Below are 25,362 nucleotides of genomic sequence, written 5' to 3'. Positions count from 1 at the left end.
GAAAGACTTTAAAAGAGGTCGAGTAATTTGAGTGACATGGCAAAAAATTTAATTCTCTGGGTTGTCATCGCCGTTGTGCTGATGTCAGTTTTTCAGGGCTATTCCCCCTCTTCTTCGACAAAGCAGAAGATGGATTATTCAACATTTTTAGATAACGTTAAAGATGGGCAAGTCAATACTGCAACGGTTAAAAGCGACCAACGTACTATTGAGGGAACAACGCGTACTGGTGAAAAGTTTGTCACTGTTATGCCGTTACCAGACTTAGATCTAATTAACGAATTAAACCGCAAGGGTATTACATTCAAGGGTGAGGAAGCTGAAGAGTCAGGATTCCTAACTCAGATCTTTATCTCTTGGTTCCCTATGCTTCTGCTTATCGGTGTGTGGATTTTCTTCATGCGTCAGATGCAAGGTGGTGGCGGTAAAGGCGCGATGTCATTTGGTAAGAGTAAAGCCAAATTGATGAGCGAAGACCAAATTAAAACGACTTTTGCTGACGTTGCGGGTTGTGACGAAGCAAAAGAAGACGTTAAAGAATTGGTTGATTACCTAAAAGAGCCAACGCGCTTCCAGAAATTAGGTGGTCGAATTCCTACAGGTGTGTTGTTAGTTGGCCCGCCAGGTACAGGTAAAACACTAATCGCCAAAGCTATTGCTGGTGAAGCGAAAGTGCCATTCTTTACTATTTCAGGTTCTGATTTCGTAGAAATGTTTGTCGGTGTCGGTGCATCTCGTGTGCGCGACATGTTTGAACAAGCTAAGAAATCATCTCCTTGTATCATCTTTATCGATGAAATCGATGCTGTTGGTCGCCAACGTGGTGCCGGTGTTGGTGGTGGTCATGATGAGCGTGAGCAAACATTGAACCAAATGCTGGTTGAAATGGATGGCTTCGAAGGTAACGAAGGTGTGATTGTTATCGCAGCAACTAACCGTCCAGACGTATTAGATGCGGCGTTACTACGACCAGGTCGTTTTGACCGTCAAGTCGTTGTGGGTCTGCCTGATGTACGCGGCCGTGAACAAATTCTTAAAGTTCATATGCGCAAAGTGCCTTTAGCTGACGGTGTTAAAGCCAGTGTTATCGCACGTGGTACACCGGGTTTCTCTGGTGCGGATCTTGCGAACCTTGTTAACGAAGCGGCATTGTTCGCTGCTCGTAACAGCCGCCGCGTAGTCGGTATGGAAGAGTTCGAAAGCGCAAAAGACAAAATCATGATGGGTGCTGAGCGCCGCACCATGGTGATGTCAGAAGAAGAGAAAGAGATGACCGCTTATCATGAAGCGGGCCATGCTATTGTGGGCTGTTTAGTGCCTGAGCACGATCCTGTGCATAAGGTCACTATCATTCCACGTGGCCGCGCACTAGGTGTGACCTTCTTCTTGCCAGAAGCTGATGCGATTAGCCAAAGCCGTCGTAAACTAGAGAGTCAAATCTCAGTGGCTTACGGTGGACGTATTGCAGAAGACATTATCTACGGTAGCGAAAAAGTCTCTACTGGTGCATCGCAAGACATTAAGTATGCAACGTCTATTGCGCGTAACATGGTGACTCAGTGGGGCTTCTCTGAAAAGCTAGGCCCAGTGCTTTACGCTGAAGATGAAAACGAAGTGTTCTTAGGCCGTAGTATGGGTAAATCACAGCATATGTCTGATGATACTGCGCGTATTATTGATGCCGAAGTCAAAATGTTGATTGATGCTAACTACCAACGTGCTCATACTTTCTTAACTGAAAATATGGACATTCTTCACTCAATGAAAGATGCGTTGATGAAGTATGAAACGATTGATTCGAATCAAATTAGTGATTTGATGGCTCGTCGTGAAGTGCGTATGCCTGCTGAGTGGGAAAAAGATCTGCAGTCAAATGATAACGATAGCAATGACGCTTCATCTGAAAAGAAAGAAGAGATCAAGGAAGCTAAAGAAGATAAGCCTGATGTCAGTGATGCTGACGAATCACCCGCTAAGTAATCTTTAGTTAGATAAAGAAAACCCCTTCTAGGGGTTTTCTTGTTTACGGAACTTTATTTTGTCTAAATTAACCAGTGGTAATGCATCTCTAGATTTAAGTTCTCCAGTTGTAATGGGGATCCTCAATGTCACGCCGGACTCATTTTCTGATGGAGGCGAATACTCATCGATTGAAACCGCCCGCAGACAAGCCGACTTTATGGTGGCTAACGGCGCAAAAATTATTGATATTGGCGGTGAGTCAACACGTCCTGGTGCAAAAGACGTATCAGCAGAGCATGAACTCGAACGGGTCATCCCTCTAATCGATTATGTTAGCCGAAACCATGATGTGTGGATCTCGATTGACACCAGCAAAGCGCAAGTGATGAAGGCCGCAGTAGATGCAGGCGCGCATTTGATTAATGACGTTAGAGCGTTGCAAGAGGCCGATGCGTTAACAACAGCGGCAAAATTAAACGTACCGGTTTGCTTAATGCATATGCAGGGGCAGCCTAGGACGATGCAGGATGCACCTCAATATGAGGATATCATTAGCGATATTACTCAGTTCTTTACTGAGCGAGTCGATAAGTGTATTGCAGCAGGAATAAAGCGTGAGCATATTGTGCTCGATCCTGGCTTTGGTTTTGGTAAAACCCTTGCACATAATTATGAGCTGCTAAATCGTATGGCTGAATTTTTACCCTTTGGCTTGCCTATCCTGGCAGGTTTGTCGCGTAAGAGTATGTTCGGACAGTTACTCGGACGTGAGGTATCACAAAGATTAAGTGGCACCCTTGCTGGTAATATGTTGGCAGTTCAAGCTGGCGCGAAGATTTTGCGCGTGCACGATGTGCAAGAGACCAGCGATATGCTCGCTGTTCTACAAGCCACAAAGAATTATAACGCTTTAGCTTAATAATGGGCTTTTCATGCCAGGTGTTCAGCTAGGGTCAGTATTGTAGAGGTAGAATCGATTAATCCATTTCTACCTTGTGATTGAGTTTGGAGTTAATGTGAAGCAAAGACAATTTTTCGGAACAGACGGTATTCGCGGTAAAGTCGGCGCGGGTAAAATGACCCCTGAATTAGCGCTTAAATTAGGTTGGGCGGCTGGGCGGGTGTTATCTCGTTCAGGTACGCATAAAGTGATTATCGGTAAAGATACGCGTATTTCGGGTTACCTATTTGAATCTGCATTAGAAGCCGGCCTTTCTGCCGCGGGTCTTGATGTTATGTTGATAGGTCCTATGCCAACGCCTGCTGTAGCCTACCTAACTCGAACATTCCGTGCTGAGGCAGGTATTGTGATCAGTGCGTCACATAACCCATATTACGATAATGGCATTAAATTCTTTTATACCGATGGCAGTAAACTTGATGACGCGGTTGAGCTAGAGATTGAAGCTGAACTAGAAAAGCCATTGACCTGTGTCGAGTCTCATTTACTCGGTAAAGTTGTCCGTATTGATGACGCTGCTGGGCGTTATATCGAGTATTGCAAAAGCCACTTTCCTGCCGAGCAGACATTAAGCGGCCTTAAGATTGTGGTCGACTGTGCTCATGGCGCAACTTACCATATCGCCCCAAGTGTGTTTAGAGAGCTAGGCGCTGAAGTTATCGCGATAGGTGATAAGCCAAATGGTCTGAATATCAACGATAACGTTGGTGCTACCTCTATGGCTAAGATTTGTGAAACTGTATTGGCCGAGAATGCTGACTTAGGTATTGCTCTTGATGGTGATGGTGACCGTATCATGATGGTGAATCGTCATGGCCGTGTTATTGATGGCGATGAAATCCTCTATATTTTAGCTTGTGATGCGCAAAAACGTGGTGTGCTTCGCGGTGGTGTAGTTGGGACTTTGATGTCTAACCTAGGGTTAGATCTGGCACTTCAAGCGCTTAATATTCCGTTTGTGCGCTCTAAAGTGGGCGACCGCTATGTGATGGAGCTGTTAAAAGAGCATGACTGGCGTATTGGTGGTGAAAACTCAGGTCATATTTTAAACCTTGATCACGGTACAACGGGTGACGGTATCGTTGCCGGTATTTTAGTTCTTGCCGCTATGCAGCGTCAAAATGCCAGTTTGGAAGAGCTGACAGCAAATATCACCATGCTGCCACAAGTATTAGTTAATGTGCGTTTTGAGGGCGACAACGACCCATTAGCGTCTGAAATCGTTTTAGCGGCACAAGCTGAAGTGGAGCAAAAGCTTGGTGCTCGTGGTCGAGTGTTATTGCGTAAGTCAGGAACTGAGCCGTTACTGCGGGTAATGGTTGAAGGTGATGAGCAACAAGCGGTCACGGAATATGCTAACTATATTGCTGATGCTGTACGTAATTTAGTTTAGTAAAAGGTGGAATATTAAAGCCATCTGCTGGTGGCTGCGATTAAATTTACGGCAAAGCTGTCGTTAATTGTACGGGCAGCTTCTTGGTAGCGTAAAAAATACGCATACTCGCCGCGATTTTGAAAAATAACGACTTTAGGTATTGTAACTTAACAAGTGGTTCGCTATGATTCACGCCGCTTTCAAAGGAGACTGTAATGGCACTTAGACGTCCTATGGTGGCTGGTAATTGGAAAATGAACGGCAGTGCGCAATTGGCGCAAGAGCTTTTCAAAAAATTCGCTACCAAGCTCCAAGATGATTCAGCGGAAGTGGTATTGTGTCCACCTTCTATTTACTTAGAAAGTGTTCGACAGCTACTAGATGAAAACAAAGAAGCCTTAAATGGTTGTTTGGTCAGAATGGGTGCGCAGAATGTAAGTCAACATGACTTTGGCGCTTATACTGGTGAAATATCTGGTCAGATGTTAAAAGATTCAGGATGTCGATATGTTATTATCGGGCATTCAGAACGTCGCCGTATGTACGGAGAGACGAGTAATATAGTAGCAGAGAAATTTGCTGCAGCACAAAAACATGGTTTGACGCCAATATTATGTGTTGGTGAGTCAGGTCCCGCTCGTGAAGCAAGACGCACTTTTGAAGTGATTGCTGAAGAGTTAGATATCGTCATTGAAAAAAATGGCACCATGGCTTTTGATAACGCGATTATCGCCTATGAGCCATTATGGGCAGTAGGAACGGGTAAGAGCGCTACGCCAGAGCAGGCTCAAGAAGTTCATGCGTTTATTCGCAAACGCCTCTCTGAAGTATCTCCATTTATCGGAGAAAATATCAGGATTTTGTACGGTGGTAGCGTAACACCGAGTAATGCAGCAGACTTGTTTGCTCAACCTGATGTAGACGGTGGATTGATTGGCGGTGTAAGCCTCAATGCTACTGAATTCCTCAGTTTATGTACGATAGCGATGAGCGCATAATATGTATGAAGTTCTAATGGTTATATACTTGTTGGTTTCGATTGGTCTAGTTGGGCTTATCCTTATCCAGCAAGGTAAAGGTGCTGACATGGGTGCTTCGTTTGGCGCCGGTGCTTCAGGTACTTTGTTCGGTTCATCTGGTTCTGGTAACTTTTTGACTCGTTCAACTGCAATTTTGGCAGTCGCGTTTTTTGCATTAAGTCTTACTATCGGTAACTTAAGTGCAAATCACACTAAAGCTGAAGGTGCATGGGACGATTTAGGAAGTGACGCAGCGCAAGTTGTAGAGCAAGTTCAGCAAGAAGCTGAAAAGTCAGAAGATAAAATCCCTGACTAATTCATAAGATACTTTATGAATGGTATTAATCCTTAGTTGATTGGTACCGACTGTTAGATTGCTACCCCTCTCAATGTAGCAAACAAAAAGACAGTCAAATGTAACGATTTATGCGGATGTGGTGGAATTGGTAGACACGCCAGCTTGAGGGGCTGGTGAGCGAAAGCTCGTGGGGGTTCAAGTCCCCCCATCCGCACCAAATCTTTGAGTTCGTTAACGACGAACTTGAAGATAATAAAGTGCTTTAAACGTGCTTTATTATTGCAAGTGGAGAGAATTCTCAATATACTTGCACAAGTTGTCGCGGGGTGGAGCAGTATGGTAGCTCGTCGGGCTCATAACCCGAAGGTCGTCGGTTCAAATCCGGCCCCCGCAACCAGCTTCCCAGTAAGGAAATTTATTTCTATACTGTTACAGGTTCTGGATATTTCAACCTCGTCATTACGGGGTTTTTTGTTATCTGGAACTTATAAAACGGTCACTTTCTGTGACGTGTACTGGGGCTATTAGGCCCTTTTTTGTTTTTCTGGGGGTAACCTTGGCTACATTAGAACGCAAACTGGTAGAGATGCTCAAAGCGCCAGTTGAAGCATTAGGCCACAAGCTTTGGGGTTTGGAATATATTCAAGCAGGTAAGCATTCTATCTTGCGTCTATATATAGACAACGAAAAAGGCATCTTCATTGAAGATTGCGCCGAAGCAAGCCGCCAAGTCAGTGCTGTAATGGACGTTGAAGATCCAATTTCATCTGAGTACACATTAGAAGTTTCTTCTCCTGGTGTAGATAGACCTTTGTTTACTGCAGAGCAGTACCAGGCCTACATCGGTGAGACTGTAAAAGTACAATTAACGATGCCTGTAGCGGGCAGTCGTAATTTAAAAGGCACCGTTACTGGCGTTGAAGGGCAAATGCTTACTCTGTCAGTAGATGGGAACGAACTTATCGTTGCTTTGGATAATATCCGCAAAGGCAACGTAATCGCTAAGTTTTGATGAATTCAAGGTGAACGAGGCAAGATAATGAATAAAGAGATTCTGCTAGTCGCTGAGGCGGTTTCAAACGAAAAGGGTGTACCGCGCGAAAAGATTTTTGAAGCGCTGGAAATTGCACTAGCCACAGCAACCAAGAAAAAATACGAAGGTGACATTGAAGTTCGTGTCGCTATCGATCGTAAGACCGGTGCTTATGAAACTTTCCGTCGTTGGATGGTAGTTGAAGACCAGGGTGTACCATTAGAATTCCCTTTCCGTGAAATTACGCTAGAAGCTGCACAGTACGAAGAACCTGAAATAGAGCTTGGTGGCTATATTGAAGATGAAATTGACTCTGTTGCTTTTGACCGTATTACCACGCAAACGGCTAAGCAAGTGATCGTACAAAAAGTACGTGAAGCTGAACGCGCACAAATCGTTGATCAGTTCCGTGATCGCGAAGGTGAGCTGATTGTTGGTGTTGTTAAAAAGAGCAACCGCGAAAGTGTGGTTGTCGATCTTGGTAATAACGCTGACGGCGTATTGTTCAGAGAAGATTTGATTTCTCGTGAATCATTCCGCCCAGGTGACCGCGTTCGTGCATTGCTTTACTCTGTACGTCCAGAAGCGCGTGGCGCGCAGTTATTCTTAACACGTACTAAGCCAGATATGCTTATCGAGCTATTCCGTGTTGAAGTACCTGAAATTGCTGATGAGATGATTGAAATCATGGGCGCTGCCCGTGATCCAGGTTCTCGCGCTAAGATTGCCGTTAAGTCTAACGACCGTCGTATCGATCCTATCGGTGCGTGTGTTGGTATGCGTGGCGCACGTGTTCAAGCCGTATCTAACGAGCTTGGCGGTGAGCGTGTCGACATCGTGCTTTGGGACGATAACCCAGCACAGTACGTTATTAACTGTATGGCACCAGCTGATGTGGCATCAATCATCGTTGATGAAGATAACCACTCTATGGATATCGCTGTTGAAGCGGATAGCCTAGCGCAAGCTATCGGTCGTAATGGTCAAAATATTCGTCTAGCGACTCAACTTTCGGGTTGGGAACTAAACGTGATGACTGTTGCTGACATGAAAGCTAAGCATCAAGCTGAAAGTGCTAAAATTGTAAATTTATTCATTCAAGCATTAGAGGTTGATGAAGGGTTTGCACAAGTACTATCTGACGAAGGTTTCACTTCTTTAGAAGAGATTGCCTATGTACCAGCGTCAGAGTTACTAGAAATTGATGGATTTGACGAAGATATCGTTGAGTCATTAAGAGAGCGCGCAAAAGCGGCGATCTCTACTCGTGCACTTGCGACTGAGGAGGCACTTGACGGTGCTGAACCAAGTGAAGATCTTCTTGCACTAGAAGGTTTGGATAGACACTTGGCATTCGTAATGGCAAGCAAAGGCGTAATTACGCTTGAAGATTTAGCCGAACAAGGCATTGATGATTTGATCGAAATTGAAGAATTAACAGAAGAAAAAGCAGGCGAGCTAATTATGGCTGCCCGTAATATCTGTTGGTTTGGCGAAGAAGCATAAGTCGATCAGCAGAGGGGAGTTTTATATATGGCGGATACTACAGTAGACAAGCTAGCCCAGGAAGTTGGGAAAAGTACTGATCGTTTAGTCGAGCAGTTTTCTCAGGCTGGTATTAAGAAGTCGGCAAGTGATACGGTTTCTGAAACTGAAAAACAGCAGTTGCTTGATTTCCTTAAGAAGCAACACGGTGGCGATGCAGCCCCAACTAAAATGACATTACAACGCAAATCAGTTTCAACACTTAGTGTTGCTGGTAGTGGCGGACAGTCAAAAGACGTTAAAGTCGAAGTACGTAAAAAGCGTACCTTCGTAAAACGCGATGAAGCGGCTGAAGCAGAGCTAGCCGCAGCTAAAGCTGAAGAAGCTAAAGCTGCAGCAGAAGCTGAGTCGAAAGCAAAGGCAGAAGCTAAGGCGAAAGCCGACGCAGAAGCTAAAGCAAAAGTTGATGCTGAAGCTAAGGCGAAAGTAAAAGTGCAAACAGATAAACCAGTTCAAGAAAGTGCTGAAGAAAAAGCAGCAAAAGCAGAAGAAACTAAATTGCTAGCCGGTCAAGACGCAGTTGCGAAAGCGAAAGCTGACGAAGACGCAAAGGCTGCAGCAGAAGTTGCTCGTCGTTTAGCGGAAGAAAACGAGAAGCGTTGGGCTGATGAAGAAAAGGCCCGTAAAGAAGCTGAAAAGACAGGTGATCACCATGTGACCACGTCTACTGAAGCGCGTGCAGCTGAAGATACTGCTGATGCTAATGCTGAAAAGCGCGGTCGTCGCCCACGTAAGCCTTCTGCAAATGCGGGTAACAACACTAACACTAATGCAAACGCAGGTGCTAAGCCAAGCGGTAAAGGTAATAAGCGCGGTGGTAAAGATAACCGTCGTGATAGCCGTAATTCACGTAATTCTCGTAGCAACAACCGTAGCGTTGCTCCAGAGTCAATGGATCACGCATTCACTAAGCCTGTTGCAGTGGTTAAGACCGATGTAAGTATTGGTGAAACAGTATCTGTTTCTGAACTTGCTTCTAAGATGTCAATCAAAGCGACTGAGATCATTAAGCAGATGATGAAGATGGGATCAATGGTTACGATTAACCAAGTCCTAGATCAAGAAACTGCACAGCTTGTTGCTGAAGAGATGGGTCACAAGGTTGTTCTGACTCGTGAGAACGAGCTAGAGCATCAAGTGCTTGCAGATCGTAACGGCGATGTATTAGCTGAGACTCGTGCTCCAGTAGTCACTATCATGGGTCACGTGGATCATGGTAAGACTTCATTACTCGATTATATTCGTCGTGCTAAAGTGGCATCAGGTGAAGCGGGTGGTATTACTCAGCACATTGGTGCATACCACGTTGAAACAGAAAATGGCATGATCACCTTCCTGGATACTCCAGGCCACGCAGCGTTTACCGCTATGCGTGCTCGTGGTGCTAAGGCTACTGATATTGTTATCTTGGTGGTTGCTGCTGATGACGGCGTTATGCCACAGACTATTGAAGCTATCCAGCACGCGAAAGCGGGCGGCGTACCTTTAATCGTTGCAGTTAACAAGATGGATAAGCCAGAAGCTGATCCTGATCGTGTAAAGTCAGAGCTTTCTCAGCATGGCGTTATGTCTGAAGATTGGGGCGGAAACAACATGTTTGTTCACCTTTCAGCTAAGACAGGCGCTGGTGTGGATGAGCTATTAGAAGGCATTCTTCTAGAAGCTGAAGTACTTGAGCTTAAAGCTATCAAAGAAGGCATGGCTTCTGGCGTTGTTGTTGAATCTAAGCTTGATAAAGGCCGTGGTCCAGTTGCAACCGTACTTGTACAAGAAGGTACCCTGAAGCAGGGTGATATCGTTTTATGTGGTCTTGAGTACGGTAAAGTTCGTGCTATGAGAGACGAAAACGGTAATACAATTACTGAAGCGGGTCCATCTATTCCTGTAGAGATCTTAGGTCTTTCAGGTGTGCCATCTGCCGGTGATGAAGCAACGGTTGTACGCGATGAGCGTAAAGCGCGAGAAGTTGCACTATATCGTCAAGGTAAGTTCCGTGACGTTAAGTTGGCTCGTCAGCAAAAGTCTAAGCTTGAGAACATGTTTGCTAACATGACTGAAGGCGAAGTTGAAGAGTTGAACATCGTGCTTAAGGCTGATGTTCAAGGTTCATTAGAAGCTATTTGTGATTCATTAAACGCTCTATCAACTGACGAAGTTAAAGTTAATATCATCGCACGTGGTGTGGGTGGATTAACTGAGACCGATGCAACACTTGCTGCAGCATCTAACGCGATTATGGTTGGCTTTAACGTTCGTGCTGATGCACAAGCGCGTAAAGTTATCGATAGCGAAAGTGTTGATCTACGCTACTACAGCATCATCTATCAATTGATTGATGAAGTTCGTGATGCGATGAGTGGTCTACTTGCTCCTGAGTTTAGACAAGAGATTATTGGTCTTGCTGAAGTTCGCGACGTATTTAAGTCTCCTAAGATCGGCGCAATTGCGGGTTGTATGGTAACTGAAGGTACGATCAAGCGTAGCGCTCCAATCCGTGTTCTTCGTGATAACATCGTTATCTACGAAGGCGAACTTGAATCACTACGTCGCTTTAAAGATGACGTTAGCGACGTTCGTAACGGTATGGAATGTGGTATCGGTGTGAAGAACTATAATGACGTCAGAGTTGGCGATCAGATTGAAGTCTTCGAGACCGTTGAGATAGCACGCACCTTGTAATCTATCTTATTACTTATAAGGGCGGCGTTAGCCGCCCTTACTATTTATGGCAAATATATTATGGCAAAAGAATTTAGTCGTACACGTCGTATCGCACAGCAGCTTCAACAAGAGCTTGCACAGGTGCTACAACGTGATATGAAAGACCCTCGTATTGGGTTTGTGACGGTTAATGATGTCGATGTTACTCGCGATCTAAACTATGCAAAAGTGTATGTTACTTTTTATGAAGAAGATGAAAGTCTTGTTCAAAAGAAAGTCGAAGCACTCGATGCTGCAGCAGGCTACATCCGCTCACTCGTTGCTGGTCGTATGAAGTTACGCGTTATGCCTGAGCTTCGTTTTATCTATGACAGTTCACTGGTTGAAGGTATGCGCATGTCTAACCTAGTTAGCCGTGTTATTAGCAATGATGAAGCCAAACAGAAGCAGCACGGCGTAGAAACTGATGCTGCTGAAGATGAATCTAAGGATGAGGGCGATAAGTAATGGCACGTCGTTCTCGCGGCCGTTTTATCGACGGTATTGTACTGTTAGATAAAGACACCGGTATGAGCTCTAACTTTGCCTTACAAAGAGTTAAACGCTTTTTTAATGCAAATAAAGCAGGTCATACAGGCGCTCTGGATCCGCTAGCTACGGGTATGTTACCTATTTGCTTAGGTGAGGCGACTAAGTTCTCGCAGCACTTACTTGACGCCGATAAGCGTTATTTAGTGACCGCCAAACTGGGTCAGCGCACAGACACCAGTGACTCTGATGGTGAAATTGTTCAAACAAGAGAAGTTAACTTCACTCAAGAGCAGTTAGATACTGCTTTAGAACATTTTCGCGGCAAGACGATGCAAATTCCTTCGATGTACTCAGCGCTTAAATATCAAGGCCAGCCTTTATATAAATACGCGCGTGAAGGCATCGAAATACCACGCGAAGCCCGCCCAATCAATGTATTTGAGCTTAACTTTATTAGCCTTGAAGGCGATGAGTTAACTTTAGATATCCATTGCTCTAAGGGCACTTACATCCGCACTATCACCGATGATTTAGGCGAGATGTTAGGCTGTGGGGCTCATGTTATCATGTTGCGCCGTACCCAAGTTGCAGGTTACCCATACGATAAGATGGTGTCACTAAAGCAACTTGAAGAGCTAGTGACTAAAGCCGAAGAAGAGTCTTTGACGCTATCTGAGGTGTTAGATCCACTATTGTTACCCATGGATACTGCGGTAAGTGCTTTTAAAGAGGTGAATGTCTCTGATGAACTGGCCACGTATTTAATGAATGGTAACCCTGTGCAAGTCTCTAATTTACCTGTCGATGAGTTAGTCCGTATCACTATCGGTGATTCGCATCAGTTTGTCGGTATTGGGCAAATGAATGATGATGGCCAGCTTGCTCCTAAGCGGCTCATCGTATTAAGAGAGCCCCAAGTCTAATTGAAGACATATTCTTAGATTAGACTTGCTACCTAAAGTCTAAATGGGTAGAATGGCGCGCCCCTTTGGCTGAGTTAGTGATCGGCTAAAGATTTTTTAATGTAATATTTTGGAGATAGAAATGTCACTAAGTGTTGAAGCTAAAGCTCAAATCCTAGCTGAATTCGGTCGTTGTGAAAATGATACTGGTTCTTCTGAAGTTCAAGTTGCTCTGCTAACTGCGCAGATCAACCACCTACAAGGTCACTTCAAAGAGCACATCCACGATCACCATTCTCGTCGTGGTCTACTACGTATGGTTAGCACACGTCGTAAACTTCTTGCATACCTAAAGCGTACTGAAAACGTTCGCTACCAGGAACTAATCAAGAAGTTAGGTCTACGTCGTTAATTTTAACGTCTGATCTATTAAAAGGAGGCTAAGCCTCCTTTTTTTGTGCCTGTATTTTAACGTTTTTGATGTTAATGCCGTTACTAGGGGCATAAGTCATTCAACAGTTAACAGTTAACATAGTGATTCGTTGCTAATCATTTACCAAGAGTGTTCTGATTATTTAATTAAATGACACATAGCTTAGTGTGTGGATAGTTAGCTAATCGTTTTTATCTCTGAATGCTTGCCCGCTATGTACTTCGCCTCAAACTCTGCTATTGGCAACGGCTTGCTGAAGTAAAATCCTTGGCCTATTTGGCAGCCACGTTCCTGTAACCACTGCAGCTGTTGCTCGTTTTCTATCCCTTCGGCAACAATGTTTAGATTAAGCTGTTTTCCAAGCATTAGGATAGTAGAGGCGATAGCACTTTCTTCTGGTAGGTCTGACACAAAGCAGCGATCAATTTTCATGGTGGTGATCGGTAGACGACGCAAATATGACAGTGAAGAGTAGCCTGTGCCGAAGTCGTCAACGGCAATACCAAAACCAGCGGTTTTGAGTTGTTGTAACTTAGTGATTGCAGACTCAATATCGTCCATTAGCGATGTTTCAGTGATCTCTATTTCTAATAACTCTGGTGCAACTTGATATCGTAGTGAAGCTTGTTTTATATCAGGCACCAAACTAGCATCTTGGAATTGCAGAGAAGAAACATTAATCGCGATTGGTAGTGAAAAATTGTAACGGATTTGCCAATCTCGAATCGTTTTACAGCTTTGCTCTATTACCCATCGTCCGATTGGAATAATAATACCAGTATCTTCTGCGACCGGTATAAAAGAAATAGGGCTAATTAAGTGCCCGTCTCTCTTCCAGCGAATTAGCGCTTCGCAGCCAATGACTAGGCCGGTTTTGATATCAAGTTTAGGTTGGAAATGCAGCAGGAATTCATCGTTTTTAAGGGCGTCGTGTAATGATGCTTCTGTGCGCAGTCTAACAGCGGCTCGTTCGGTCATTTGAGGTTTAAAGAAGGCCCATTGATTGGAGCCCGCCGCTTTTGCGCTATACATAGCGATATCTGCATGGCGGATTAAATCATCAGCCCGCAATCCATCATCTGGATAAATTGCGATCCCGACGGATGCGGCAGGATGCACTGTATGTTCGTTTAGCTGCATAGGTGTGTTGAGTTGATTTAGCAGCTTGTCGACAAACTCAGCAGCTTGGTTTGGTGACTCTAAGCCATCAGCGAGTACAACAAACTCATCCCCGCCTAATCTTGCAACAGTACCCATTTGGCCGACGGCTAATTCAAGATTACGCGCAACCCGGACTAAAAACTGATCACCGATTTCATGTCCTAATGAATCGTTTACATTTTTAAATCGGTCTAAATCGATAAATAATAGTACAAATTGAGATTGCTGTTGTTTGGTTCTTTGGATGGTTACCGCGATGGTTTCTAACAGTAAAGTACGGTTCGGCAGCCCTGTTAAGGGATCTCTGGTCGCCATTTTTCGTAACTTATTTTGGGTATTATCAAATTGAATTAGAATTTGGTTTAGTTTTGAGGTTACCAGCCCAAGCTCGTCATTATTGTGAGACCGCGTGGTTGGGAGCAAGTTATTAGCAGGCGATTCTGGGTCTATGTTATCAATAGCTTCACTGATCTGCGCGATAGGTTGGGTTAAGAAACGATGAAATACCAAGGATAAAACTAGCGTTAATAAGAATGCTCTCGCCAGCGTTGCCCAAAGGCTAAATCTAAGGGTTGAAAATAGCGAGCTAGTGAGCTCTTGGGTGTCATAAAAGACCGTTAACATTCCAATCTGTTCTTCGTTGCCGTTATTATCGACATAAAAAGGTCTATATAAAGAGCGAGATATTTCTTTAAGATCACCAAATAATTCAGTGCTAACGTCAGTATAGAATTGGGCACTATCTGCTGGCAAACCGTTGTTCACTGAAACAAATTGACTGCCATCTTCTAACGCCAGTACGGCGGAGCCAACATGTTCGACTTTTAAAACCCCTTGTATCGTTTGTGCTGCTAACACGTCATCTAATGCCCAAATTGCATTTGTTGCAGGCTGTTCGACAGAGTCGAGTAGTTCACGCTGGGTTTCGGTCAGCTCTTGGCGAGCATCGACAACGAGTAGCAAAATTTCAATAAGAAAGATAGCAACTGCAAAAAAAAGCGTTGCCGATACGACCAAAATAGTCTGTTTCCATGTGAGGGATTTGAAACGCTCCTTCATCAATTCTCATCCTTTATATCAATGGTTTATATTATCTTTTTTGATGGTTTACTCGGTATGACTCAAGTGTCATTTGACTGATTGAACCACTTTAGAGAAAAGATTCCGCTTTGTCATTAATCTATTCTCTTTATCTATTGAATAAACATGAAGTATACTTACGCGCGTAATTAAGGTAATTAAATATTAAGGAATGGTTCACGTGAATCCAATCGTAAAGAGTTTTGAATATGGTCAGCACACAGTCACATTAGAGACTGGGGTTATCGCGCGTCAAGCAGATGCAGCTGTTTTGGCAAGTATGGGTGATACAACAGTTTTAGTAACTGTTGTTGGCAAGAAGTTTGAAGAGCCAGGCCGTGACTTTTTCCCGCTAACCGTTAATTACCAGGAAAAAACATACGCAGCCGGTAAGATCCCTGGTGGATTCTTTAAGCGCGAAGGTCGTCCATCTGAAGGTGAAACGCTGACTGCACGTCTTATTGACCGTCCAATCCGTCCACTATTCCCGAACGGCTTCAAAAACGAAGTTCAGGTTATCATTACTGTTGTTTCTGTTGATCCAGAAATCAGCCCAGAAGTTATCTCTATGATTGGTACTTCTGCAGCATTGTCTATCTCTGGTATTCCATTTAATGGCCCACTAGGTTCAGCTCGTGTTGGCTATGTAAACGGCGAATACATTTTAAACCCAACTGTATCTCAGTTAGCTGACAGCCAGCTTGAGCTTTCTGTTGCTGGTACTGACAGTGCAGTATTAATGGTTGAATCAGAAGCAAGCGCACTACCTGAAGAAGTCATGTTAGGCGCAGTTGTTTATGGTCACGATCAGCAGCAAGTGGTTATTCAAGCAATTAAAGAGCTACAAGCTGAAGTTAATAAGCCTGTATGGGAATGGTCTGCACCTGTGCAAGACGAAACGCTTGTTGCTAAGATCAAAGATTTGGCTGAAGCTGGTCTTACTGAAGCTTACCAAATTGAAGTTAAGCAAGATCGTTACGCTCAAGTTGGTGTAGTTAAGAATGCAGCTAAAGAAGCATTGTTAGCTGAAACCCCAGATGCTAATACACGTGAAATCGACGGTCTTCTTGCAAGCTTAGAAAAGAAAGTGGTTCGTGGCCGTATTATCTCTGGTCAACCACGTATCGATGGTCGTGAGCCTGATATGGTTCGTGCACTTAACGTTATGGCTGGTGTACTTCCACGTACTCACGGTAGCTCACTATTCACTCGTGGTGAAACTCAGGCGCTAGTAACTTGTACTCTTGGTACAGAGCGTGATGCACAGAAGATTGATAGCATCATGGGCGAGTACACTAACCGCTTTATGCTTCACTACAACTTCCCTCCATACTCTGTTGGTGAAACAGGCATGGTTGGTTCTCCTAAGCGTCGTGAAATTGGTCACGGTAAGCTAGCATGGCGTGGTATTAACGCGGTTATGCCTTCGGCTGAAGAATTCCCATACAGCGTTCGTATCGTATCTGAAATCACTGAATCTAACGGTTCAAGCTCTATGGCGTCAGTTTGTGGTACTTCACTTGCTCTTATGGATGCAGGTGTACCAATTAAGACTTCTGTTGCGGGTATCGCAATGGGTCTAGTTAAAGAAGGTGACGATTTCGTTGTTCTTTCTGACATCCTAGGTGATGAAGATCATCTTGGTGACATGGACTTTAAAGTTGCGGGTACTCGCGACGGTATTACTGCTCTGCAGATGGATATCAAGATCGAAGGTATCACTAAAGAGATCATGCAGATTGCTCTTAAGCAAGCCTACGGCGCACGTGTTCATATCCTAAACGTAATGGACCAGGCTATCTCTGGCCACCGTGGTGATATTTCTGAGCATGCTCCACGTATCACAACTATCAAGATCAACCCTGAGAAAATTCGTGATGTTATCGGTAAAGGTGGTGCAACAATTCGTGCACTTACTGAAGAAACCGGTACAACTATCGAACTTGATGACGATGGTACAGTGAAGATTGCTTCTTCAAATGGCGATGCAACTAAAGAAGCTATCCGTCGTATTGAAGAGATCACTGCAGAAGTTGAAGTAGGCACTGTATACAACGGTAAAGTTGTTCGTATCGTAGACTTCGGTGCATTCGTAACCATTCTTCCTGGTAAAGATGGTCTAGTACACATTTCTCAAATCGCTGAAGAGCGTGTTGCGAACGTGTCTGACTACCTAGAAGTGGGTCAAGAAGTTAAAGTTAAAGTGATGGAAGTTGACCGCCAAGGCCGTGTACGTCTTTCTATGAAAGAAGCTACACCTAAAGCCGAAGCGCCAGCTGCTGAATAAGCACTAGCACTTTGAATTAAAAGGAGGCCAATGGCCTCCTTTTTTGTACCTGTCACAAATTATTTTGATGACATTAGCATCACAAATTGGATTATTTTTAAATCCCTGATAGCAGTCGTGAATAGGGGTTGCTATGATTGGAGCTATTGGCGAACTCAAAAGGTTAAATGGATGAATCAAAAGATGCGAACTGCCGTAGTCGTGGCTATGGCGAGCGTGAGTATGCTGTTGACAGGATGTGTATCGACTCAGTCTGAAAGCAAACAACAAGCTTCGATTAAAGTCGCGCCAGTTTCTCCTGACTATAAATTAGAAATAACCTTAGCAAAATTGAATGAGATTTTGGCATCCGTTGAGCTAACGCCTGAACAACGGGCTCGATTTCATTATGATCGCGGTGTTATCTATGATCGCGTCGGTCTGCGTATTCTAAGCCGTATTGATTTTCATCAAGCGCTCAAACTACAACCTAATCTTGCCGACGCCTACAATTTTCTTGGTATTTACTACACTCAAGAAAGTGAATTTGAAAGTGCATATGAAGCATTTGACGCCGTTTTAGAGTTGTCTCCTAATTATGATTATGCTTACCTTAATAGAGGGATTTCTCTTTATTATGGTGAAAGGATGAATCTCGCAGTCTCTGATATGAGTGACTTTTATGTTCGTAACCCATCAGATGGCTATCGAGTATTATGGTTATACTTAGCCGAACGTGAAGTGGATGAACTCGCTGCTCAAACTCAATTAGTGAATAATCGCGCTAAGCTGCAAACTAATGCTTGGGCAACAGCCCTAGTCGATTATTATTTAGGTCAAAAGAGTAAAGAGCAGATCTTTAGCTTGGCAAAAGAGGGGTTAAAACACCCTAATGAATATGCTGAGCGTCTTTGTGAAGCGTATTTTTATATGGCAAAAATAGCGCAGAAACGTGGCGATAACGTTGAAGCCGCAAATTACTTTCGCTTAGCACTAGCCACGAATATCTATGATTTTGTAGAACATAGATACGCTAGACTTGAGCTTGCTAGAACAAACGAAATATTAAAGGCGGCGGCAAATTAAGCGTCGCCGACCAATAAAGAGCCTCCTTAGGGAGGCTTTTTTGTAGGTATTTATTTACAAATCATCCCCATACTGATTTTACTCTTTAGTTTGGTAGCCAAAATATAGGTGAACGGCTATAATTGCGGCCTTTGTGCACTCCCAGAATTACAGGTAAACATGTCAGGCTATAAAGTTGAGGTCGACAAACGTCGCACTTTCGCCATCATCTCTCACCCAGATGCGGGTAAAACCACCATTACTGAAAAGGTTCTTTTATTCGGAAACGCGTTACAAAAAGCGGGTACCGTTAAAGGCAAAAAATCAGGTCAGCATGCTAAGTCTGACTGGATGGAGATGGAAAAAGATCGCGGGATCTCAATTACTACGTCTGTAATGCAGTTTCCTTACCAAGATGCCCTCGTTAACCTACTCGATACGCCTGGTCACGAAGACTTCTCTGAAGATACCTACCGTACATTAACTGCGGTTGACTCATGCCTGATGGTTATCGACTCTGCCAAGGGTGTAGAGCAGCGGACCATTAAGTTAATGGAAGTAACACGTCTGCGTGATACGCCGATTGTAACCTTCATGAACAAGCTTGATCGTGATATTCGTGACCCAATCGAATTGATGGATGAAGTGGAGGAGGTGCTTAACATTAAGTGTGCGCCGATCACTTGGCCTATTGGTTCAGGTAAAGAGTTTAAAGGTGTTTACCACATATTACGTGATGAAGTGATCCTGTATCAAGGTGGCATGGGGCACACCATACAAGATTCACGTGTAATAAAAGGACTCGATAACCCAGAGCTTGATGAAGCAATTGGCAGCTACGCTGCAGAAATTCGCGATGAGATGGAATTGGTTGTTGGCGCTTCGCATGAATTTGATCTCGAGCAGTTTTTAAAAGGTGAATTGACGCCTGTTTACTTCGGTACTGCGTTAGGTAACTTTGGTGTTGACCACATTCTTGACGGTATTGTCGAGTGGGCGCCAACCCCTCAACCGCGTGAAACAGAAGTTCGCAATGTGCAGCCTGAAGAAGAAAAATTCAGTGGTTTCGTGTTTAAGATCCAAGCAAACATGGACCCTAAGCATCGTGACCGTGTGGCATTTATGCGAGTGTGTTCGGGGCGTTATGAGCAAGGCATGAAAATGCACCACGTTCGTCTAGGTAAAGATGTAAACGTGAGTGATGCGTTAACCTTTATGGCTGGCGATCGTAACCGCGCTGAAGTTGCTTACCCCGGTGATATTATTGGTTTGCATAACCATGGCACCATTCGAATTGGTGACACCTTTACCCAAGGTGAAAAGCTTCGTTTTACTGGTGTACCCAACTTTGCGCCAGAAATGTTCCGTCGTATTCGCCTAAGAGATCCATTAAAGCAAAAGCAATTGCTTAAAGGTCTGGTACAGCTTTCTGAAGAAGGTGCGGTACAGGTATTTAGACCATTAGACACTAACGACTTGATTGTAGGCGCCGTGGGTGTACTACAGTTTGAGGTTGTTGTTGGACGTTTAAAGACTGAATATAAAGTTGAAGCGATTTACGAAGCTATCAGTGTTGCGACTGCGCGTTGGGTGTATTGTAGCGATCACAAGAAACTGGATGAGTTCAAGCGTAAGTGCAGTATGAACTTAGCATTAGATGGCGGTGATAACTTAACTTATATTGCACCGACTATGGTTAACCTAAATCTTTCGATGGAACGTTATCCTGATATTGAGTTTGCTAAGACTCGCGAAAACTAAAAACCGGTACTGGCTTTTATATCGCAGCTTTCTATTGAACCCCAAGCCAATGCTTGGGGTTTTGTTTTTTGCCGCTATAGTTGCTGATGTTGTTTGCAGGGGAATAGAGAGACGATGGCGTATTATGCTCAGTAGCTTAGCTTACAAGGTGATTAACTCTCGCTAACAACATATTATTAGTGGGGTTGCTTGTGTTGAGAAGCTAGTATGCAGTAAGTACAGTTAAAGCCAAATAGGAATTAATGATGCGATATGTAAAGCGGTTATGGCAGAAGTATATTCAATGGTGTGATCAAATGGGCTTAACTGCGGACAATCGTCGATGTTGTGCACCGCACTTAACTGAGCCTGAGCTGACTGCCCCTAAGAGTCGTCTTTCTACTAAGCGCCCTTCAAATAAAGTCTTGTCAACGACGGACACGAATACAGATAAACGCAATACAGATAAACGTAATAAGGTCGGCGACGAATGTGAGTTAACTGATAGCACTGGCAATATAAAGTAATGGCAACCATAACCAGCCAAGGAAAACGGATGATTGATAGCCACGCTCATATTGACTTTCCGGAGTTTGATTGCGATAGAGCTGTGCTATTTGATGATATGCAAGCCGCAGGTATTGAGACTGTTGTGATCCCTGGTGTTTCGTCTGAGCGATGGGGGCGGCAAATTGAAGTCGCTAAGCAATACAACTGTTTATATAGTTTGGGGATCCATCCATGGTATTGCGAAAGTACAACAGATAAAGATATTACTGACTTAAGAACATTACTTACACAGTATAAAGATGACTCAAAATTAGTTGCCGTCGGAGAATGTGGCCTAGATAAGTTACATAAAAGTCATTTCATTACACAAATGACGCTTTTTAAAGCTCAAATCGGTTTAGCAAAAGAGTTCGATTTACCGCTGATTATGCATGCGGTACGGGCGCATGATGAAATGATAAAATGCCTTAAACATGAGATGCCTAATAGAAAAGGGGTGATTCATGGTTTCTATGGTAGTCCACAGCTTGCTATGCAATACGTTAACTTGGGTTACAAACTAGGCATTGGTGGTTTGTTGCTCAATGAAAATGCACCAAAGTTGCAACACACTGTTGCTCAGTTGCCGCTGGAGTCATTCGTTTTGGAAACAGATTCACCTGCAATGGCCCCTAAAAGTAGTCAAAACACTCGAAATACCCCGCTAATTTTGCCTAAAATCATTCAAAAAATGGCTGAGTTACAAAAAAAGTCAGCCGTTCTAATTTCAGAACAGATGTTTTATAACGTCACGCAACTCTTTGACCTTTAGTTTTTTTCTTTATAAACAGATGTCTGTCGCACCGAAAATTCCAACGAAATCATTGAAATGAAACCTCAAAAACTTGATCAATACGACGCTTTTACCGACGTGGTCGGGTATAATCGGGGTCGTAAAAAAAGGTTGGTTAACAACATAATTAAAAAGTATTAACAATAGGGTGATGGTTAATGGATATTTTAATGAGTTTAGTAGGGGTGGTCACCTTACTAGCGATAGCGTTCGCGCTATCAAATAACAGAAAAGCAGTTAACAAGCGTACCGTTTTCGGTGCATTAGCAATCCAGGCCGCTTTCGGTGGTTTTGTATTGTATGTTCCAGTCGGTAAAGACATTCTGCAAGGAATGTCAGATGCAGTATCTAGTGTTATTGGATACGCTCAAAGTGGTATTGGTTTCTTATTCGGTGATTTAGCTAACTTCAAAGTTGGTTTTATTTTTGCCATTAACGTACTACCAATCATCGTTTTCTTCTCTTCTTTAATTGCAGTTCTTTACTACTTAGGCGTTATGCAGTGGATCATCCGTATTATCGGTGGTGCGCTACAAAAAGCATTGGGCACAAGTCGTACAGAGTCTATGTCAGCAACTGCTAACATCTTCGTTGGTCAAACTGAAGCGCCTCTAGTTGTTCGTCCGTTTATTGCGACAATGACTAACTCTGAGCTATTCGCTGTTATGGTGGGTGGTCTTGCATCAATCGCTGGTTCAGTAATGGCTGGTTATGCGCAGATGGGTGTACCTATTGAATATCTAGTTGCCGCTTCATTCATGGCAGCACCAGCAGGTCTATTAATGGCTAAGCTGATGCACCCTGAAACTGAAGAAGCAAAGAACGACATGAGCGACTTACCAGAAGATCCTGATAAGCCAGCTAACGTTCTTGATGCAGCAGCAGCGGGTGCTTCATCTGGTATGCACTTAGCACTTAACGTTGGTGCAATGCTTCTAGCATTCGTTGGCTTGATTGCTATGGTTAACGGCATCATTGGTGGTATCGGCGGATGGTTCGGTTTGGAAAATCTAACACTAGAATTAATTCTAGGTTATATCTTCATGCCGCTAGCATTCCTTATCGGTGTACCTTGGAACGAAGCACTTGTTGCTGGTTCTTTCATCGGTCAGAAGATTGTCATTAACGAATTTGTTGCTTACCTAAACTTTGCTCCATACCTAAAAGACTTAGCTGACGGCGGTATGGTTGTTGCTGAGACTGGTGTAGCAATGTCAGACCGTACTAAAGCGATTATCTCTTTCGCTCTATGTGGTTTCGCTAACCTATCTTCAATTGCGATTCTACTTGGTGGTCTAGGTTCAATGGCTCCGACTCGTCGCCATGATCTTGCTAAGCTTGGTATCCGTGCGGTTATCGCAGGTTCTCTAGCTAACTTAATGAGCGCAACACTCGCTGGTTTATTCTTAGCGTTGTAAGCCTCTATTAGGCTGGGCATTCATTGCTCAGCCTAAGCGCTATCCACCTTTTGGGTAGCGCTATATTAAATCAATCGTTTTCCAAACTAAGTGTTCTTTGAAATGATCAATAACTAGGGTTAGGGATTATTTCGACTTAAATAAGACAATAATAGTGATTAGGTAGCATTTTCGGCCTTAAAATCACAAGGTTGTTCGAATGTTAAAACTTAGTGTTCGCATTTTTACATTAATCATGTTGATGTTTGACGTAAATAAAGTAGAATGCGCGCCATAAAAAAGAAACGCTGACTCTTCAATAAAGAAGCGCGGCAAACCATAAATAAAAATGGGGTTGATGATGAAAAACGTTAAAACTTTAGCACTAGCTGCTACTGCTGTTGCCGCTACTTTTGCTGCACCTACTTTCGCTGCTGACCGCGGTGATGATATCCATGCTGGTGATTACAGCTGGATGCAGTTTAACTACATGTATGCTCTTGAAGAGCTACCTCGTTCTCCAGATGCACCAAGTGGTCACGACTACCTAGAGATGGAATTCGGTGGTCGTTCAGGCATTTTTGACCTATACGGTTATGTTGACGTGTTTAACCCTTCTGAGCGTGACTCAAGTGATAAAACCGGCAAAGCAAAAATGTTCATGAAGTTTGCGCCACGTATCTCGCTAGATGCATTGACTGGTTGGGATTTATCAGTTGGCCCAATCAAAGAGGTTTATATCTCTACTCTGTTTAACTGGGGTGGTGGTTATGATCAAAATCCAGCTTTTGGTTACGTAAATAACTCTTTCTGGGGTGTTGGTGCCGATGTTGAAGTACCTTGGTTAGGCAAGACTGGTATGAACCTATACGGCCTTTATGACCTAAACGCTAAAGAGTGGAACGGTTACCAATTCTCTGCGAACTGGTTCAAGCCTTTCATCAACTTTGATAACGGTTCATTTGTTTCTTTCCAGGGTTATGTTGATTACCAGTTCGGTGCTGACAACGAATACCGTGGTAACTCACAAGCTACTTCTGGTGGCGCAGCATTCTTTGGTCTTTACTGGCATTCAGAGCAATTCGCACTGGGTTACGGTCTAAAAGCTTATAACGATATTTACTTGATCAAAGATTCTGATGCTTTTGAATCTTCTGGTGTAAGCCACTATTTCTCAGCTACTTACAAGTTCTAAGCATCGCTTAAAGCGTTGGCTTAAAACTGTGTAAATAGACGACAGAGCCGCGAGTTTCGCGGCTCTATCTTACAGCTCAAACATAACCCTTTAACCGCTCAACTTTTATTTAAACTTACGCTAATATTTTCATGTAAACAGGTTAATTTTTACTTAAGCATCAGCTATATTAACTATGCTCATTTTTAAGAGAGTATAAATACAGTTTGTTTATGTAAGCATTAACGACTCATCACAAAATAAGATGAGCAGTCTATTGTTAGTTAGATAAGATTTACTACGCGCTAAAATGGATTTTTCGCGGAAAGGCAGAAATAAGTAGTTTCAATTTCCCTTCCCGGTCTTCATGGATTCAAGTCGTGACACTAGTGTCAGGATGGTTGCGCTCAATTGAGTTTACAACGTTGGATACCTGAATAGTATTTTGATGTTAAGCGTTAAATGATGCTTAACATGTAATTCGGTAATGCCCGAAGGCCCGGCCCATAACAATAATCAAAATAAGCCAGTTCAAGGCATCGCCGTGCGATAATTTTCTGTTTTAAATTAATTATTTGAATCTTTCTCGGAGAGCTATTATGAGCGACTTAAAAAAAGCAGCACAACAAGCCATTAGTTTAATGGATCTTACAACGCTTAATGACGATGATACCGATCAAAAAGTCATCGACCTTTGTCATAAAGCTAAGACGCCTGCTGGCGACACTGCTGCTATCTGTATTTACCCTCGCTTTATTCCTATTGCGCGTAAAACACTAAATGAAATTGATGGCGATGATATCAAGATCGCAACAGTGACTAACTTCCCACACGGTAACGACGATATCGCTATCGCAGTACTAGAGACTCGCGCAGCTGTTGCATATGGCGCCGACGAAGTAGACGTAGTATTTCCATACCGCGCACTAATGGCTGGTAACGAGACGGTCGGTTTCGAGCTAGTTAAAGCTTGTAAAGAAGCTTGTGGCGAAGACGCTATCCTTAAAGTAATCATCGAGTCAGGCGTGTTAGCCGATCCAGCCCTTATCCGTAAAGCATCTGAGTTATCTATCGATGCTGGTGCTGACTTTATCAAGACATCGACGGGTAAAGTTGCGGTTAACGCAACACTCGAAGCGGCTGAGATCATGATGACTGTGATCAGCGAAAAGAACCCAAAAGTTGGCTTTAAGCCTGCTGGCGGCGTAAAAGATGCCGAAGCTGCAGCTGAGTTTTTAGGTGTTGCAGCGCGTCTTCTAGGTGATGATTGGGCAACTCCAGCGACATTCCGTTTTGGCGCTTCAAGCCTTTTGACTAACTTGCTGCATACGCTTGAGCTAGGTGATGCACCAAAAGGCGCACAAGGTTACTAATCTTTACTGATTAAGCTTGTTGTTAAGTGTGATCTAAATCTAAT

At 43.6% G+C, this 25,362-nt stretch carries 20 protein-coding genes and 2 tRNA genes; 21 read left to right on the top strand and 1 reads right to left on the bottom strand.

Going from position 1 to position 25,362, the window contains the following annotated elements:
- Positions 1-27 precede the first annotated feature (27 nt).
- From ftsH to rpsO, 13 genes are all read left to right on the top strand, one after another.
- Complete coding sequence (gene ftsH, locus ACVBIL_RS05360; RefSeq protein WP_447165957.1) at positions 28-1,980, top strand: ATP-dependent zinc metalloprotease FtsH; 1,953 nt, start codon at positions 28-30, stop codon at positions 1,978-1,980.
- A 112-nt stretch (positions 1,981-2,092) separates the two neighbouring features.
- Complete coding sequence (folP, locus tag ACVBIL_RS05355; RefSeq protein WP_447165983.1) at positions 2,093-2,881, top strand: dihydropteroate synthase; 789 nt, start codon at positions 2,093-2,095, stop codon at positions 2,879-2,881.
- A 97-nt stretch (positions 2,882-2,978) separates the two neighbouring features.
- Positions 2,979-4,316 (top strand): phosphoglucosamine mutase, encoded by a 1,338-nt coding sequence (glmM, locus tag ACVBIL_RS05350; protein WP_447165956.1) that lies wholly within the window; start codon positions 2,979-2,981, stop codon positions 4,314-4,316.
- Between the two features lie 197 nt (positions 4,317-4,513).
- Positions 4,514-5,296 (top strand): triose-phosphate isomerase, encoded by a 783-nt coding sequence (tpiA, locus tag ACVBIL_RS05345; protein ID WP_447165955.1) that lies wholly within the window; start codon positions 4,514-4,516, stop codon positions 5,294-5,296.
- A 1-nt stretch (position 5,297) separates the two neighbouring features.
- Positions 5,298-5,633 carry a preprotein translocase subunit SecG gene (gene secG / locus ACVBIL_RS05340; protein WP_447165954.1) on the top strand — a complete coding sequence of 112 codons (336 nt, stop codon included), beginning with the start codon at positions 5,298-5,300 and terminating at the stop codon, positions 5,631-5,633.
- Between the two features lie 112 nt (positions 5,634-5,745).
- Positions 5,746-5,832: transfer RNA gene (locus ACVBIL_RS05335), tRNA-Leu, on the top strand.
- Positions 5,833-5,935: 103 nt separating this feature from the next.
- Positions 5,936-6,012, top strand: a tRNA-Met gene (locus ACVBIL_RS05330).
- Between the two features lie 159 nt (positions 6,013-6,171).
- On the top strand, positions 6,172-6,627 hold the full coding sequence (rimP, locus tag ACVBIL_RS05325) for a ribosome maturation factor RimP (protein ID WP_447165953.1): 456 nt from the start codon (positions 6,172-6,174) through the stop codon (positions 6,625-6,627).
- Positions 6,628-6,654: 27 nt separating this feature from the next.
- Positions 6,655-8,154, top strand: coding sequence for a transcription termination factor NusA (gene nusA, locus ACVBIL_RS05320; protein WP_447165952.1), 1,500 nt, complete (start codon positions 6,655-6,657; stop codon positions 8,152-8,154).
- 27 nt (positions 8,155-8,181) lie between these two features.
- The gene (gene infB / locus ACVBIL_RS05315) at positions 8,182-10,872 is read left to right on the top strand and encodes a translation initiation factor IF-2 (RefSeq protein ID WP_447165951.1); all 2,691 of its coding nucleotides are present in this window, start codon (positions 8,182-8,184) and stop codon (positions 10,870-10,872) included.
- 60 nt (positions 10,873-10,932) lie between these two features.
- Positions 10,933-11,361, top strand: coding sequence for a 30S ribosome-binding factor RbfA (rbfA, locus tag ACVBIL_RS05310; RefSeq protein ID WP_447165950.1), 429 nt, complete (start codon positions 10,933-10,935; stop codon positions 11,359-11,361).
- The gene (truB, locus tag ACVBIL_RS05305) at positions 11,361-12,308 is read left to right on the top strand and encodes a tRNA pseudouridine(55) synthase TruB (RefSeq protein WP_447165949.1); all 948 of its coding nucleotides are present in this window, start codon (positions 11,361-11,363) and stop codon (positions 12,306-12,308) included. Before rbfA ends, truB begins: the two co-directional genes overlap by 1 nt.
- Positions 12,309-12,429: 121 nt before the next feature.
- Positions 12,430-12,699: a 30S ribosomal protein S15 gene (gene rpsO, locus ACVBIL_RS05300; RefSeq protein WP_012156278.1), complete on the top strand. Its 270-nt coding sequence runs from the start codon at positions 12,430-12,432 to the stop codon at positions 12,697-12,699.
- A gap of 198 nt (positions 12,700-12,897) precedes the next feature.
- On the opposite strand, the gene ACVBIL_RS05295 is transcribed toward rpsO, so the two are convergent.
- Positions 12,898-14,940, bottom strand: coding sequence for a putative bifunctional diguanylate cyclase/phosphodiesterase (locus ACVBIL_RS05295; protein WP_447165948.1), 2,043 nt, complete (start codon positions 14,938-14,940; stop codon positions 12,898-12,900).
- A gap of 202 nt (positions 14,941-15,142) precedes the next feature.
- Between ACVBIL_RS05295 and pnp the strand changes: the two genes are divergently transcribed.
- The 8 genes from pnp to deoC all read left to right on the top strand — a co-directional run bounded on the left by pnp (position 15,143) and on the right by deoC (position 25,318).
- Positions 15,143-17,248 carry a polyribonucleotide nucleotidyltransferase gene (gene pnp / locus ACVBIL_RS05290; RefSeq protein ID WP_447165947.1) on the top strand — a complete coding sequence of 702 codons (2,106 nt, stop codon included), beginning with the start codon at positions 15,143-15,145 and terminating at the stop codon, positions 17,246-17,248.
- A gap of 171 nt (positions 17,249-17,419) precedes the next feature.
- The gene (gene nlpI, locus ACVBIL_RS05285; protein ID WP_447165946.1) at positions 17,420-18,313 is read left to right on the top strand and encodes a lipoprotein NlpI; all 894 of its coding nucleotides are present in this window, start codon (positions 17,420-17,422) and stop codon (positions 18,311-18,313) included.
- 159 nt (positions 18,314-18,472) lie between these two features.
- Positions 18,473-20,053 (top strand): peptide chain release factor 3, encoded by a 1,581-nt coding sequence (gene prfC, locus ACVBIL_RS05280; RefSeq protein WP_447165945.1) that lies wholly within the window; start codon positions 18,473-18,475, stop codon positions 20,051-20,053.
- 245 nt (positions 20,054-20,298) lie between these two features.
- A complete protein-coding gene (locus tag ACVBIL_RS05275) occupies positions 20,299-20,559 on the top strand; it encodes a hypothetical protein (protein WP_447165944.1) in 261 nt (86 codons plus the stop codon).
- Positions 20,560-20,588: 29 nt separating this feature from the next.
- Positions 20,589-21,353 (top strand): TatD family hydrolase, encoded by a 765-nt coding sequence (locus ACVBIL_RS05270; RefSeq protein ID WP_447165943.1) that lies wholly within the window; start codon positions 20,589-20,591, stop codon positions 21,351-21,353.
- A gap of 179 nt (positions 21,354-21,532) precedes the next feature.
- The gene (locus ACVBIL_RS05265; protein ID WP_447165942.1) at positions 21,533-22,792 is read left to right on the top strand and encodes a NupC/NupG family nucleoside CNT transporter; all 1,260 of its coding nucleotides are present in this window, start codon (positions 21,533-21,535) and stop codon (positions 22,790-22,792) included.
- A 340-nt stretch (positions 22,793-23,132) separates the two neighbouring features.
- Positions 23,133-23,966: a nucleoside-specific channel-forming Tsx family protein gene (locus ACVBIL_RS05260; RefSeq protein WP_447165941.1), complete on the top strand. Its 834-nt coding sequence runs from the start codon at positions 23,133-23,135 to the stop codon at positions 23,964-23,966.
- 578 nt (positions 23,967-24,544) lie between these two features.
- The gene (deoC, locus tag ACVBIL_RS05255) at positions 24,545-25,318 is read left to right on the top strand and encodes a deoxyribose-phosphate aldolase (RefSeq protein ID WP_447165940.1); all 774 of its coding nucleotides are present in this window, start codon (positions 24,545-24,547) and stop codon (positions 25,316-25,318) included.
- Positions 25,319-25,362 lie beyond the last annotated feature (44 nt).

This window comes from Shewanella sp. 125m-7 (assembly GCF_052977045.1).
The sequence above is the reverse complement of the archived record's forward strand: the minus strand, read 5'-3'. Positions and strand labels throughout refer to the sequence as shown.